This window comes from Mongoliitalea lutea, from assembly GCF_014652135.1.
Lineage (GTDB): Bacteria > Bacteroidota > Bacteroidia > Cytophagales > Cyclobacteriaceae > Mongoliitalea > Mongoliitalea lutea.
Map to the genome: position 1 here is coordinate 185,560 of NZ_BMYF01000004.1, position 14,426 is coordinate 199,985.

The 14,426-nt window shown below is 39.7% G+C and carries 13 protein-coding genes; 7 read left to right on the plus strand and 6 right to left on the minus strand.

The genetic code is table 11. From position 1 onward, the window contains the following. Positions 1–21 precede the first annotated feature (21 nt). The 5 genes from IE080_RS04865 to panC all read right to left on the minus strand — a co-directional run bounded on the left by IE080_RS04865 (position 22) and on the right by panC (position 4,219). The gene (locus IE080_RS04865; RefSeq protein ID WP_189579321.1) at positions 22–1,161 is read right to left on the minus strand and encodes an acyl-CoA dehydrogenase; all 1,140 of its coding nucleotides are present in this window, start codon (positions 1,159–1,161) and stop codon (positions 22–24) included. A 116-nt stretch (positions 1,162–1,277) separates the two neighbouring features. Continuing rightward, on the minus strand, positions 1,278–1,964 hold the full coding sequence (locus IE080_RS04870; protein ID WP_189579322.1) for a zinc metallopeptidase: 687 nt from the start codon (positions 1,962–1,964) through the stop codon (positions 1,278–1,280). 34 nt (positions 1,965–1,998) lie between these two features. Continuing rightward, on the minus strand, positions 1,999–3,000 hold the full coding sequence (locus tag IE080_RS04875; RefSeq protein WP_189579323.1) for a lysylphosphatidylglycerol synthase transmembrane domain-containing protein: 1,002 nt from the start codon (positions 2,998–3,000) through the stop codon (positions 1,999–2,001). A 1-nt stretch (position 3,001) separates the two neighbouring features. Then, positions 3,002–3,349: an aspartate 1-decarboxylase gene (panD, locus tag IE080_RS04880; protein WP_189579324.1), complete on the minus strand. Its 348-nt coding sequence runs from the start codon at positions 3,347–3,349 to the stop codon at positions 3,002–3,004. Between the two features lie 21 nt (positions 3,350–3,370). Beyond that, positions 3,371–4,219: a pantoate--beta-alanine ligase gene (gene panC / locus IE080_RS04885; protein ID WP_189579325.1), complete on the minus strand. Its 849-nt coding sequence runs from the start codon at positions 4,217–4,219 to the stop codon at positions 3,371–3,373. A gap of 121 nt (positions 4,220–4,340) precedes the next feature. Between panC and IE080_RS04890 the strand changes: the two genes are divergently transcribed. The 4 genes from IE080_RS04890 to IE080_RS04905 all read left to right on the plus strand — a co-directional run bounded on the left by IE080_RS04890 (position 4,341) and on the right by IE080_RS04905 (position 9,256). Beyond that, positions 4,341–5,150: a glycogen/starch synthase gene (locus IE080_RS04890; RefSeq protein WP_189579326.1), complete on the plus strand. Its 810-nt coding sequence runs from the start codon at positions 4,341–4,343 to the stop codon at positions 5,148–5,150. After that, a complete protein-coding gene (locus IE080_RS04895; protein ID WP_189579327.1) occupies positions 5,140–6,471 on the plus strand; it encodes a DUF4270 family protein in 1,332 nt (443 codons plus the stop codon). The genes IE080_RS04890 and IE080_RS04895 overlap by 11 nt, the downstream gene beginning before the upstream one ends. Positions 6,472–6,591: 120 nt before the next feature. Continuing rightward, the gene (gene glmS / locus IE080_RS04900) at positions 6,592–8,433 is read left to right on the plus strand and encodes a glutamine--fructose-6-phosphate transaminase (isomerizing) (RefSeq protein ID WP_189579328.1); all 1,842 of its coding nucleotides are present in this window, start codon (positions 6,592–6,594) and stop codon (positions 8,431–8,433) included. Positions 8,434–8,497: 64 nt separating this feature from the next. After that, a complete protein-coding gene (locus tag IE080_RS04905; RefSeq protein WP_189579329.1) occupies positions 8,498–9,256 on the plus strand; it encodes an alpha/beta fold hydrolase in 759 nt (252 codons plus the stop codon). Between the two features lie 19 nt (positions 9,257–9,275). Here IE080_RS04905 and IE080_RS04910 read toward each other — a convergent pair whose 3' ends face one another. After that, on the minus strand, positions 9,276–10,706 hold the full coding sequence (locus tag IE080_RS04910) for a DASH family cryptochrome (RefSeq protein WP_189579330.1): 1,431 nt from the start codon (positions 10,704–10,706) through the stop codon (positions 9,276–9,278). 116 nt (positions 10,707–10,822) lie between these two features. Here IE080_RS04910 and IE080_RS04915 point away from each other — a divergent pair, with 116 nt between their 5' ends. From IE080_RS04915 to IE080_RS04925, 3 genes are all read left to right on the plus strand, one after another. Further along, a complete protein-coding gene (locus IE080_RS04915; RefSeq protein WP_189579331.1) occupies positions 10,823–11,383 on the plus strand; it encodes a hypothetical protein in 561 nt (186 codons plus the stop codon). 34 nt (positions 11,384–11,417) lie between these two features. Then, entirely contained in the window at positions 11,418–13,814 is a 2,397-nt protein-coding gene (locus tag IE080_RS04920) for an alpha-L-rhamnosidase-related protein (RefSeq protein ID WP_189579332.1), read from the plus strand. 99 nt (positions 13,815–13,913) lie between these two features. Beyond that, positions 13,914–14,420 carry a hypothetical protein gene (locus tag IE080_RS04925; RefSeq protein ID WP_189579333.1) on the plus strand — a complete coding sequence of 169 codons (507 nt, stop codon included), beginning with the start codon at positions 13,914–13,916 and terminating at the stop codon, positions 14,418–14,420. Positions 14,421–14,426: the final 6 nt, after the last annotated feature.

Here is a 14,426-nt window from a genome sequence, read left to right on the forward strand (position 1 = left end):
CTTTAATACCACACCGTTAATCTATTTCAAAATACCTCGGGATATTACTATTTTCTGTATTTCACTCGTTCCCTCGTAAATTTGGGTGATTTTAGCATCTCTCATCAAGCGCTCCACATGGTATTCTTTTACATAGCCATAACCACCATGCACTTGAACTGCCTCTACAGTAACATTCATCGCAACCTCAGATGCATATAATTTTGCCATAGCACTGGCATGTGCATAGTCTTGACCACTATCTTTTAACCAAGCAGATTTTAAAACAAGCAATCGCGCTGCTTCAATTTGAGTAGCCATATCCGCTAGTTTGAATTGAATAGCCTGATGCTGACTGATAGTTTTTCCAAATGCCTTTCTTTCTTTAGAGTAAGCCAAAGCCAACTCATAAGCGCCGGAAGCAATTCCTAGTGCCTGTGCAGCAATCCCAATTCTTCCACCATTTAAAGTTTCCATGGCAAAGGTAAAACCAAAGCCTTCCTCTCCTATTCTATTTTCTACAGGTACCTTTACATCTGTAAACATCAAGGAATGGGTATCAGAGCCTCTGATTCCTAATTTATCTTCCTTCTTACCAATCACAAAGCCATCCCAACCCTTTTCAACAATAAATGCAGAAATGCCTTTATGCCCTTTTTCTACATCGGTCTGGGCAATTACTAAGTAAACGGATGCCGTATTTCCATTAGTAATCCAGTTTTTAGTACCGTTGAGGATATAATAATCACCGTTGAGTTCGGCAGTTGTTTTTTGGGAAGTAGCATCAGAACCAGCTTCTGGTTCTGACAAGCAAAAAGCACCGATAATTTCCCCCGTAGCCAATGGCTTCAAGTATTTTTCTTTCTGGGCTTCTGTACCATATTTTTCAAGGCCCCAGCAAACCAAGGAATTATTAACTGACATGGAAACAGAAGCAGAAGCATCAATCTTGGAAATCTCTTCCATTGCCAATACATAGGAAATGGTATCCATACCACCACCATTATATTTCGGATCTACCATCATGCCCATAAAGCCCAATTCTCCCATTTTTTTAATTTGCTCGTAGGGAAATCTAGCTTCGGTATCTCTTTCAATAACCTCTGGCAATAACTCTGTTTGGGCAAAATCTCTCGCCGCGTCCCGCACCGCTAGGTGCTCCTCTGTGTATTCAAAATGCATATAAACGATTGATTATTTGGGTTTAACTTATTAGAATTCGAATTTAGCACCAAAAAAAATAAGGGACAATGAATTGCCCCTTATTTGTAAACTCAAATTGCGGTTTTCAGTTTCTTTTAGTCTCTATTCCCAAAGAATACCATAATATAATAGGCTAACGTCACCAAAGAAGCTAAAGCAGCTACCACATACGTCATGGCTGCCCACTTCAAAGCATCTTTTGACATAGCGTATTCATCTGCTGTGACCACATTTCTTTGCTTTACCCAGGCCAAAGCTCTGGCACTTGCATCGAATTCTACAGGGAGTGTCACCAATGTAAACAAGGTCATCACGCTATAAGAACCTACCACAATATATCCAATAAACTCATAAGGTAATCCCAATGCAAATCCACCAAACAAAGATGCTATCAATACGATATTCAATATTTTAGCACTAGCATTTTGCACTGGTACCATAGCAGAACGAAAGTTCAACCAAGTGTAGGAACGAGCGTGTTGAATGGCGTGACCACATTCGTGTGCGGAAACAGCTGCTGCTGCTGCATTTCTTCCGTAGTATACATCCGGACTCAAATTCACAGTTTTGTTCATAGGATTGTAGTGGTCCGTCAATTGACCTTCCACACTCACTACTTGAACATCATAGATGCCACTATCTGCCAACATCAATTCAGCGATTTCTTTACCTGAAAGATTGGCTTTCAAAGATGTCTGCGAGTACTTTTTGAATTTACTCTTCAATCTATTGCTGACAATAAATCCTAGAGCAGCAAAGAAGATGAAAATTAAAATAATCATAGTTTTAAATTTGTTAGCTAGTTTTATTACGAATTTACGAAGTTTTGGATGCTTTCTGAGCTGTAATTTTTAAGAAATATCCCAAACTGAATAGTCCCATAATTATTACCAATAACATCTGCAAACCATGTATAATAGCCGCAAATATTTTACCATCAGCTTCTTCCAGGCCAAATACAATCAAAATATAAGCCACAAGCGCATGAAAGGTCCCAATCCCCCCCTGCACAGGAGCAACCATGCCAATACTTCCCATTACCATAACCAGTAAAACTGAACTTAATGACAGACTGTCAGTGGCAGGGATAGCCCAAGCTACTGTAAGCATTGTTAAATAATAAGTTACCCAGATTAAAGTTGAGCTACCCCAAAAGCCCCATTGATTTTTCACATTTCTAAGACTAATAATACCACGGACAATATCTCTTAAGAAATGACGGATTTTTTTAAACGCTGAAGAATGCTGATATTTTTTGAAAATTAAAAAAAGAAACAGTAATGCTATTCCTAATCCCCCAATCACTAGTGGGAGCGCACCTGAAATTTTTCCAAATAGGACGTCGAAGGAGACCAATTCATTGAAAAGGGTCAAAAATAGTTTTCGCTCAATAACAAAGGCAAGCAAAATAGTCACTAGCATAAAAAATAAATCTATTGTTCGCTCTAAAACGACTGTCCCAATAAGTCCACCAAGTTGTTTTTCATCAGTTTTGACCAATACTCCGCAGCGAGCAATCTCTCCAGCGCGAGGAACTACAAGATTAGCCAAGTAACCCACCATCAAGGCCACAAAAGCTCGAATAGTTTTAGTTTGATGTTGGGTATCTGCATCAATTAACAGTGCCCACCTCCAGGCACGCAACCAAAATCCAATAATTGACACGATCAATGAGATGGTCAACCAAAAGAAAGAAGACTCCAAAAACATTGCAATTAAGCTATTCCAAGAGATATCTTTGTATAAAAACCAAAATATCCAACTTGCCAGTGCAAGAGATATAACTACCTGAAAAAATTGCTTTCCTGAGACTTTCAATTTAAATTAACTTGTTATGGTCATCGGGGAAGATGACTTTTGGTTGATATTTTTTTGCATCCTCAAAATCCATTGAACAGTAAGAAATGATAATGACAACATCCCCAACTTGGGCCTTTCTAGCTGCCGGACCATTTAAACAAACCATTCCTGAACCTCGCACACCTTTAATTAGGTAGGTCTCCAATCGCTCACCATTGTTGATATTGACAATCTGAACTTTTTCATTTTCGATCATATTGGCCGCCTCCATCAAATCCTCATCGACGGTAATGCTTCCTACATAATGTAACTCTGCTTGGGTAATTTTAACTCGGTGAATTTTCGATTTTAAAATCTGGATTTGCATAACTTTAATTTTGCCGCAATACTACAAATTAACTGGAAGGTTATCAATCAATCGCACCTCACCGATAAAACAAGCTATAACCAATGATAATGTTTTGGTTGCATCGTAAGCAGATTGTGATTCGAGTGTGTAAGTATCCACCAATTCCAAATATTCCATCCTTGCTAAAGGTTCTTGCTTGATTAGTGTTAGAGCGTCTTGACGGGTTTGTAACCAATCGTTTCCCGCAATTAGTTCAATCTTACAAAAATTTAATATTCGATACAGCAGCCTTGCAGAAACTCTTTCATCAGAAGTTAACCGGAGATTGCGAGACGACATGGCCAATCCATCATCTTCCCGCATTGTCGGCACGACCTCAATTTTGACATCTATAGAAAGATCCTGAACAAGCATTTTTATAACTGCCACTTGCTGCAAATCCTTTTGACCAAAGAAAGCAACCTCAGGCTTAACAATATTTAACAACTTGGAAACCACAATTCCCACCCCACTAAAATGCCCAGGTCTGAATGCTCCCTCCAACACTTGTTCAAGAGATCCAAAATTCATGGTCATCACTGGCTTTGTAGGATACAAATCTTCCTTAGAGGGTAAAAAAACAACATCTACTCCCTCCTCTTGAAGTAAAGACAAGTCAGCTTCGATAGTTTGTGGGTAGGTAGAAAAATCAACTATATTATTAAATTGAAGAGGATTTACGAAGATAGAAACGACAGTGATGTCCGAAACAGACTTGGAAGCAATTACAAGTGACAAATGCCCTTGATGCAATGCCCCCATAGTAGGTACAAAGCCTATTATCTGATTATCAATTCGGTAAGAATCAAGAGTGGTTTTTAACTCCCGAATAGTTCTAGCAATTTTCAATGATTGTGTTTTTCAAATGTAAAATAGAGGCAAAACTAGTTTATTCCCCAGAATAACAATGGTTTTGCCAGTTTTTTTTTGTACCTTTGTACATTATTATTTACTACACAAACAAAAAGGTATGTCAAAACTTCGTATCCTCTACGTAGCAAGTGAAATCAACCCATTCTTACAAACATCAGAAGTAGCAAATTTCGTCAGAGCTTTACCGCAGGCCATGCAGGAAAAAGGTATGGAAATTCGTATTCTAGTTCCTAGATTTGGTTTGATTAATGAAAGAAAAAACAGATTACATGAGGTTGTTAGACTTTCTGGAATTAACATTGCGGTGGGAGAAGAAGAAAAGCCTTTGATTATCAAGGTTGCATCAATCCCAAATGCGAAGCTTCAAGTTTATTTTATCGATAATGAAGACTATTTTCAAAGAAAGAGCGTTTTCCATGATAAACAGGAAAAATTTTATGAAGATAACGATGAACGGGCAATTTTCTTCTGTAAAGGAGTAATCGAGACGGTAAAGAAGTTGGGCTGGGCTCCTGACATTGTACATTGCAATGATTGGATGACAAGCTTAGTTCCCATGTACTTGAAGACCACATACAAAAATGAGCCATTATTTAAGGAAACAAAATCAGTATTCGCTATTTATAATAACGGATTTACCCATAAATTTGGTGACGATTTATTTGATAAAGTTAAGATGGTCGATATTGATGATAACATCTTGGCTCCGCTAAAATCTAAAGACTTCGAAGGTTTCCTCAAAATCGGTATGGAATATGCCGACGTTGTCATTAAGGCAGAGGATATTTCCGAAAATTTAAACCAACTAATTGAAGAGCACTCAAAAAATAAACAGTGTGAAATTAACAGCGAAGAAGAAGAACTATTTGAAAGTTACTACAATATTTACACGGAGCTTGCCAACTAAGCTCGCTTCAGGAATACTATTATTTTCAATCATTGCTATCTCATGTTCAGATCCCTCCAGTATTGGGTTGGATCTTGACCCTAACAATAATCAGATAGGGGTAAGTTACATTGAAATACCCCTATCTGCTAAAGTTGTTCGATTGGATACGGTTCCAAGCACCAATAATGGTCATTTGGTCTTTGGTCATGATTCGGGAGATTTCTTTGGTGAAAGCGAAGCGATTGCATACTCTAGGTTAATCTACAATAGGGATATCAATTTCCCAAATGCAAATGCCGTACTCGATTCTGTTCGGTTCAATTTCAATGTCCGATTTGTATTAGCGGATAACCTAAGTAGCCCTCGAACCATTCGCATGCATCAATTGAAAGAGCAAATACGCGATATCACCTACTATACAAACGATGGATTGAAATTTGAAGAAGAACCAGTTATCACCGCTAGTTTCAACTTTCAAAATAGACAAGACACCCTTGTGAGTGCAAAGGTGGATAATGAATTTGTCAGAAATTTATTTGACGAAATCAAATCAGGCAAAAACTTCACCGATATCTTTACCTTCCGGGAGTTTCTTCCAGGATTTGCATTTACAGGGGATAAAAATGAGCAAACGGCTTTTACTGTAAGACCGGGTAGTAATACAGGCATGGTGTTCTTTTACAGAAATGAAGGTGACACTGTATCTCGGACCTATCCTATAGCTACCGGACTCAATTTCAATGTAGCAAGACACTTTTCCCAATATAAAGCAAATACCACAGGTGCAGCAGTTGAAAATGTGACACAAGCACATGTGGCATACGATGTAGGAGATAAGGTGGGTATGAAAGGACTATCCAATTTGGTTGTAAAGATTGAAACAGAAGCATTGTCAAGATTTTTGGATACTTTACAAAACGTAACTTTCAATCGAGTGATTCTAGAGATGGGGCCTTTACAAAAAAATAGGCCGACACATCGTCCATTCGACACAAGTATCATGTATTTTACCAATGAAACGAATAGAATTCTAAGAAGATCAGATGGAAGACAATTATTTGTTCAGCCAGATAATAGACCTCAATTTGACCCCGAAACAGGAGAGCCAGCTTCAGAGACCCCATCCCTATTATTTCATGATCGGGAAGAAAACATCATGTTGCAGTCTTTAACAGCACATGTAAATGCAATATATAGAGGAAGACTACAAAGAAGAGACTTTCTCTTATATCCTGGACAAGCAGGGGCGGACGACTTTACCTTCTCCATGAAAGAAAACGTTTGGGATAAAAATACAATAAAACTAAAAATTTTCTATTCAAGAACGCGGGTACTTTAACCTGCGTTTTTTTTTAAGTCCATAGGAATGGCATGATTTTTTAATGAAAGAGAAAAAACTGATTGATAAAATTCACATTAATTTGAAAAAGCGTACTTTTGGGATTATAAATTTTTAACTATGTGCGGAATTGTAGCTTATGTTGGTCAGCAAGAAGCGCTGCCAATAATTATCAAAGGATTAAAAAGACTAGAATACAGAGGGTATGACAGTGCAGGTGTTGCATTGTTGACCAAAGATGGATTGGGAGTCTACAAGAAAAAAGGGAAAGTATCCGAATTGGAAAACCATTTGGTGGAATTCGCTGATTTGAGTTCTAAAATCGGTATCGGTCATACCCGTTGGGCAACTCACGGTGAACCAAATGACGTAAACGCCCACCCTCACTACTCAGCAAGTGAAAAGTTTGCCATGATTCACAATGGCATCATCGAAAATTACGATGTGTTGAAAAAAGACCTCCTAAACAAGGGCTATGTGTTCCATTCGGAAACAGACTCTGAGGTGTTTATCAAATTTATCGAGGACATTTTTGTCAATAACCATTGTAGTTTGGAAGAGGCTGTTCGTTTGGCTTTGCATAAAATTGTGGGCGCTTATGCGATCGTGATCGTCAACAAAGAAGAGCCAGATACCTTAATTGCTGCGAGAAAAGGGTCTCCTTTGGTAATTGGTGTTGGGCAAGATGAATATTTCTTAGCTTCCGATGCCACCCCTATTATCGAATATACCAATCAGGTCGTATACTTGGATGATTATGAGATTGCAGTGATTCGTGACAATCAGTTGCAGATCAAAACTATCGAAAACGTAGAGACTAATCCATATATTAATCAGTTGGAGCTTGAATTGGAAGCCATCGAAAAAGGTGGGTACGATCACTTCATGCTGAAAGAAATCAACGAGCAGCCAAGATCTATTGCAGATTGTATGCGTGGTCGCTTGGATGCCAAAAATGGACGTTTGGTTTTGGGTGGTCTGAGAGACTACATGAACAAATTCCAAAATGCCAAGCGTATCATCATTACTGCATGTGGTACTTCTTGGCATGCAGGTCTTGTAGCAGAATACTTATTTGAGGAGTTTGCCAGAATCCCTGTGGAAGTAGAATACGCTTCTGAATTTCGCTACAGAAACCCTGTGGTAGGTCCAGAAGATTTTATCATCGCTATTTCGCAATCAGGTGAAACAGCAGATACCTTGGCTGCGATCGAATTGGCTAAATCTAAAGGAGCTACCATTTTCGGTGTTTGTAATGTGGTGGGTTCTTCCATTGCAAGAGCAACGCATGCAGGGTCCTATACCCACGCAGGCCCAGAAATAGGAGTGGCTTCCACCAAAGCCTTTACAGCACAGATTTCTGTGTTGACCATGATGGCCTTGAAATTGGGTTATCAGCGAGGTACACTTTCAGAAAGTCGATACATGCAATTATTGAGCGAGTTGGAAACCATCCCTTCAAAAGTAGAACGCGCCCTTAAACTCAACGATAAGATTCAGGTAATTGCTGAAAAGTATAAAGATTCCAGAAACTTCCTATACCTAGGCCGCGGATATAATTTCCCTGTTGCCTTGGAGGGAGCGTTGAAATTGAAAGAGATTTCTTATATCCACGCAGAGGGCTATCCAGCTGCAGAAATGAAGCATGGACCAATTGCCCTAATCGATGAAGAAATGCCGGTAGTATTTATCGCTACGAAGGATTCTTCTTACGAAAAGGTCGTAAGCAACATTCAAGAGGTAAAAGCAAGAAAAGGAAAAATCATTGCAGTGGTTACGGAAGGTGATGATACAGTGAAGCACATGGCAGACTATATCATTGAAATTCCAGATACGGAAGAAGCTTTTGTACCTTTGATTTCTGTGATTCCCTTGCAGCAGCTATCCTACCATATAGCTGTGATGAGAGGCTGTAACGTCGATCAACCAAGAAACTTGGCGAAATCAGTAACAGTTGAATAGTCGAAAAAATTGAAAAAAGTTTACAAGTCCTGAATCCGTTCAGGACTTTTTTATTCCTGAGCGTATGATCAACTATACAAAAAGCGGAAATGGCCCAGCACTCTTATTGATTCATGGATTTTGTGAATCTTTGGAAATGTGGACTCATTGGATTCCTACATTGGCTCAGACCCAAACTGTATTTGCCATTGATTTGCCAGGTTTTGGGAAAAGTCCCCTGATAGAACCATCTGTTAGCTTGGAATCTACAGCTGTAATCCTTCAGGACTGGCTTGAACAAGAAGGCATAACAGACCCTATCATCATCGGACATTCCCTAGGTGGGTATGTGACGCTTGCTCTTGCTGAACTCATGGGTATTACCATCAAAGGGATAGGATTATTCCATTCCACTGCATTTGCAGATACAGAAGAGAAGAAGCATACACGCAATAAAACCTATCAATTCATTGAGAAATTTGGGGTAGAAAAATTCATTGATTCTTTTGTGCCTCCGCTCTTTTCAGAGGAGAATAGAAAGAAAAATGCCCAAGAAATAGAACTTTTGATTCAAGAAGGCAGGAAAAGCAGCAAGGAAGGTGTTCTAGCGTACATTTTGGCCATGCGGGATAGAAAAGACCGGATGGATGTATGGCGGAACTTTCCTAATCCAAAACTCATGATAGCAGGGTATAACGACATGGCTGTCAGTATCGAACATAGTCGTATGCATGAGGCACATGCTCAATTTTACCATGAATTACCCCATGCAGGCCACATGGGAATGTTTGAGGAAAGTGAAACTACGTTACAGTTTTTACAAAATTTCTTAAAACAAGTATAGCATAAAAAAAGCCTTTCAGTCAATAGCTGAAGGCTTTCATTTTTACCACAGGGTGAGGATAGTTTCCTCCTAAACTTACCTGATATTTTCGCAAATCTGAGGCATGCAGCGTGTGTGGCTGATGGATATCAAAACCAGGAATTCGAGCTAACTCTGGGATCCAATGCCTGATATAATCTCCTTTTCTGTCGTAGTTCTGCGCTTGCTTGAGGATATTGAAATACCTATTTTCCCTAGGGTCATTCCCTACGCCTGCTACATACATCCAGTTTCCCCAATTACTACAGACATCATAATCTATCAACATGGATTCAAAATAAGAAGCTCCCCAACGCCAGTCAATCCCCAAATCATTCACCAAAAATGAGGCAACGTTTTGCCTTCCTCTGTTGGACATAAAACCCGTATGATTCAGTTCACGCATATTTGCATCAACAAAAGGGATTCCGGTTTGCCCCTCAGCCCAGCGCCAAAACATGGATTCATTTCTACTCCATTGCTCCTCTACATTACGAATGCCTTTCAGTTGAAAGACCTTGTTTCCATGCTTTTTACAAATAAACCGGAAATAATCCCTCCATATTAATTCAAAAATCAACCAATAGGTAGATTGATTTTTTTTCCGCTCTTTTTCGTAGCGTAGTACTTCCCAATATATATATTTTGGGGAAATACAACCTAGAGCCAACCAAGGAGAAAACTTACTACTGTAATCAGCTCCCAATAATCCGTTTCGGGTTTCTTTATATACCTTCAACAGATCTTGTTCCCAAAAGTAGGCTTGAAGTCGCCCAAGAGCCGCCGATTCACCACCTTCAAATCTCAACACACCGCTCGACGGTATCTCAGGCTCATTCAAACCTAGAACTTTCAAGGAAACTTCGTTGGTCTCCGCATCCGTAAATGCAGGAGTATTTATTGCATCAGGTGTTGAAAACACCTTTTGAATTCGTACAAATTTTTCACATTCCTTTCGAAACTGCGTGAATACCTCAGGAGTTTGGTTCACGGGGAATGGAAGGTCTTGTAAGTGAAAGAGTGTACTCTGCCAGAAGACTTCTGTTTTGATTCCTTTGGCCCATGCGTTTTGTTCCAATGCTACCTCTACTCTTTTCTCTTCGTCTGTCACTTCTTCCGAAAAGAAAATAGCACTTGCTTGGTACTTTTCCGCAACTGTAACTACTAGCTCTTCTGGTTTGCCTTTAAGTACTAACAAATTTGATCCTTTTCCCTGCAGGGAATGCTTCAGATTCTCTACCGACTCTATGAGAAATTTAGCTCTGTGTGCCCCAGTTTTCGGTAGGCCCAATCTGATTGTTTCAAACTGTCGCTCATCATAGCAGTACACTGGTATGACTTCCTCATATTTCTTGACAGCGGAAAATAAGGATGCATTATCATGCACCCTTAAATCATTTCTAAACCAAACTACAACTCTATTTTTGTTCATTTGAAGTTCTAACAGCTTATTTAATGAAAGTGTTTAAGGCTTTTTCGAAATATTATGTACCTTCATAGATTCATGAAATAAGTACACCAAATTCATAAATCAACTACAATCATTCTATGAGAATCTTTACTTTAATTTTCTTCCTTTTTGCAACAACCGTGTGGGCTCAGGATAAACCTGCCAATGAAAAATTCCTTGATCACCTTCGTAAACATTGTGGAAAATCATTTGAAGGCGAACTAGTTACGCCAGTAGGACCTAATGATCAGTTTGCAGGTAAGCGATTGGTTATGCATGTAGTGGACTGTGGAGATGACTTTGTACATATCCCGTTTTTTGTAGGGGACGATAAATCCCGGACATGGGTGATCACCAAAGAAGGGGATCGATTGAAACTCAAGCATGATCACCGTCATGAAGATGGTAGTGAAGACGAGGTAACACAATATGGAGGTTTGACCTCAAATACAGGCATGGAGAACATTCAATTTTTCCCAGCTGATCAAGAAACCACCGATTTGATTCCTTACGCAGCAAATAATGTGTGGTGGATTACCATTGATGACAACTTTTTTACGTATAATCTTCGTAGAATAGGATCAGAAAGATTTTTTTCTGTAAAATTTGATCTGACGAAAGAGGTAGAAAGTCCTGGTCCGGCTTGGGGTTGGGAATAATTCTCGCAAAATCTGATACAACTTTAACGACCGTATGCAAGAAATTAAAAATTTATCGTTTTTTCTAGTGGTATTGGCTTTAATTACTGCTTGCCAACCCCATGATTCACCACCACTCAGCACACTTGTACAAGATTGGCTGAGTAAGGAAGGAAAAGAAGAATTTCTAGACAGCCCTTTCTTTGCAGCTGGAGATAGAGTGTACCTCGTAGGTCATCAAGACGGAAGTTTTCCCGATTTGGGCTGGCATGTGGAAGGAGAGATGGGGGGTATTTGGAATCATCCCATTAAATTACTGGATGGATTCAGTGCAGCCATCAATTTGGACAATACCCTTTTTTGCTTAAATCAGGCAGACAGATTTGTCAATTATCCCATAGGCAACAAACACCTTTTTGAATCTACAGTGCCGGGCTTGAAAGTCGAGCGATTTCAATTTGTCCCCGAAGGAAAAGAAGGCGTAGTTATTGAATTCACCTTTCATAATACTGGGAAAAGCACTCAAAATTTTGAGTTTACATGGGTAGGACATACAGATTTACAGCCTGTTTGGCTAGGGGAACGTACCGGAATGATCGACCATCCTGATGAAATCAGTTACGATGCTGATCGCGAGGCTTGGCTAGGGAAAGACCAAGGGAATGATTGGTATGTACTCTTCGGTGCCAATAAATCTCCAAATTCCTACCAGGGAGGAACAGAAGACCCTTGTAACTATCAACCTCAAGGGATGGGAACCAGAGGAAGGCTCAACTATTCATTTTCTTTGAAGAAGGGGACGCAGGAAACCATCCGCTTTGTGGTGGCAGGATCTTATACTTCTCAAATCGACACTGAGAACTCCTTTGATGATTTGATGAAGCATGCAGAAACCTATCTCAAAGAAAAACTTCAGCATTACCAGGATATCGCAGCGCTTGCAAAAATAAGTATCCCGAATAAAGATATCCAAGAAGCTTTTACATGGGTTAAGTTCAATACTGAATGGTTGGTGCGGGATGTACCTGAGATTGGAAGAGGCCTAGGGGCAGGTATGCCTGATTATCCTTGGTGGTTTGGTGTGGACAATGAATACACTCTAAAAGGAGCAATTGCAACCGGGAGAAAGGATTTGGTGTATGCTACCATCGATCTGATCCACAAACTTTCGGAAGCGAATGGCAATGGACGCATCATCCATGAAGTCAGTACCAATGGAGCGGTATTCAACCCCGGAAATATCAACGAGACACCTCAATTTGCTTCACTTATCTGGTGGGTGTACCGTTGGACAGGCGATCGGGAGTTTTTGGAGAAATATTATCCAACGATCCAAAAAGGTCTTGCTTGGCTCATGGAAACCAATGACCTAGATGGAAACCTTTTTCCTGATGGTTATGGTATGATGGAAATCCATGGGTTGGAATCAGAAATGATTGATGTAGCGGTATACACTCAGCAAGCATTTGCAGACGCTTACAAAATGGCCAAAGAACTTGGTAAAGAAAATGATGCTAACTATTACCAAACATTAGCCGAAAAGCTCCGCGTCAAAATCAATGAGGAATTTTGGGTTCCGGAATTCAACAGTTTTGCTGACTTCATAGGTACAACTACTGAAGCCCTTCATTTGATAGATGCAGCGATTGTGCGAGCAGATACGCTAAATAAACCTTGGGCAGTTGAAGAACTAGAGGAAACAAAGCGCAGAATCTCCAAGTATCCAAAAGACAAAAAGCAAGGTTTTGTGGTGTTTCACAATTGGGTGGTCAATACACCTATGGAAATGGGGATAGCTGATCCAGAAAAAGCTATAATTGCGCTAGATAAAGGCGCAAGGTTTGTCAATCCTTTTGGGGTTTTTGTGACAGGTATTGATCGAGATGAGGCGGCTGATAATGAGGATGGTTCATTTACAGGCAGTAAGGTTTTTTCATACACAGGGGCCGTCATGACACTTCCTACGGGAGTATCCATCATTGCAGAAAACAATTACAACCGTCCTGACCGGGCTTTAGAATACATGCAGCGTATGACACGCTCATTCAGTTTTGCGCTGCCAGGCTCAATTTACGAGGTATCGCCTGACTATGGCATGATGAGTCAAGCGTGGAATCTCTACAGTTACGGAGTCCCAATTGTCACCCAGTTTTTTGGCATAGAACCAGAGGCACATCGACAGAAAGTACACCTGAATCCAAAACTTCCGAGTGATTGGAATGATGTAAGTATCGAGCGGGTGCGCGTGGGATCAAATAAATTGTCTGTAGCCTATCAACGGACTTCCAACACATTTGAAGCACTCATTCAACAAACGGAAAAAGATTGGGACTTGGTATTCCATATTCCTTTAGGAGAATGGGAATCACTTGAGGTAAATGGCACAAGTTTACCACTCGAAAAAACCATTGAAGCTCGGGGAAATGAAATCCTAATTCGTCTCCGGAAATGATAAAATTTCGTTAATTCCTGTATTTTGTGAAAAAAGTACAGGAATTTTCTAAATATCAGTATAGATTTGCTTTCAGGAAAGTATTTTCAAGTCCCAACAATGAAAGCAACGGAGCAATTAGCACCTATACCCCTGTCCTTTGCGGACAAACTTATTGAAGTTTTAGGAATTGTAGCCTTGGTTTGGTTATGGCTAGAGACAGCCTATTTTCAACAGTTAGGTCAAGAACAAGTACCTGCAAATTATAACTTTTTTGAAACTCCCAGTGATTACTGGGCCAGTAAAATGACTTTTGCAGTTCCTTTGGTTGCGACTTTTTTTTACATCGGAATCAGCTGGTTCAATTATTACAACCGAGATATTGATCACTTAGTAGATGCGTCTACAGATAAGAAGAGAGCATTGATTGCTATCAATCGTAGGCTTTGGCGTTGGGTGAAATTAAACCTGATCATCATATTTTTGATGATTGAGTATTTTTCCTTTCACACTGGTTCCAATTATGGAACAGGCGTCCCTATATGGATGATTTTGTTTTTCCCCCTGATTTTATTTAGTCCTCTGATTTATTTCTTTATCGAATATTCCAAAAGTCAGCTCAAATAAAGTCAC

What these genes read in the sequence shown, in the direction of transcription:
- IE080_RS04865 (WP_189579321.1), bottom strand. Translation starts at nt 1,161, where the DNA reads ATGCATTTTGAATACACAGAGGAGCACCTAGCGGTGCGGGACGCGGCG.
- IE080_RS04870 (WP_189579322.1), bottom strand. Translation starts at nt 1,964, where the DNA reads ATGATTATTTTAATTTTCATCTTCTTTGCTGCTCTAGGATTTATTGTC.
- panD (WP_189579324.1), bottom strand. Translation starts at nt 3,349, where the DNA reads ATGCAAATCCAGATTTTAAAATCGAAAATTCACCGAGTTAAAATTACC.
- IE080_RS04890 (WP_189579326.1), top strand. Translation starts at nt 4,341, where the DNA reads ATGTCAAAACTTCGTATCCTCTACGTAGCAAGTGAAATCAACCCATTC.
- glmS (WP_189579328.1), top strand. Translation starts at nt 6,592, where the DNA reads ATGTGCGGAATTGTAGCTTATGTTGGTCAGCAAGAAGCGCTGCCAATA.
- IE080_RS04905 (WP_189579329.1), top strand. Translation starts at nt 8,498, where the DNA reads ATGATCAACTATACAAAAAGCGGAAATGGCCCAGCACTCTTATTGATT.
- IE080_RS04910 (WP_189579330.1), bottom strand. Translation starts at nt 10,706, where the DNA reads ATGAACAAAAATAGAGTTGTAGTTTGGTTTAGAAATGATTTAAGGGTG.
- IE080_RS04915 (WP_189579331.1), top strand. Translation starts at nt 10,823, where the DNA reads ATGAGAATCTTTACTTTAATTTTCTTCCTTTTTGCAACAACCGTGTGG.
- IE080_RS04920 (WP_189579332.1), top strand. Translation starts at nt 11,418, where the DNA reads ATGCAAGAAATTAAAAATTTATCGTTTTTTCTAGTGGTATTGGCTTTA.
- IE080_RS04925 (WP_189579333.1), top strand. Translation starts at nt 13,914, where the DNA reads ATGAAAGCAACGGAGCAATTAGCACCTATACCCCTGTCCTTTGCGGAC.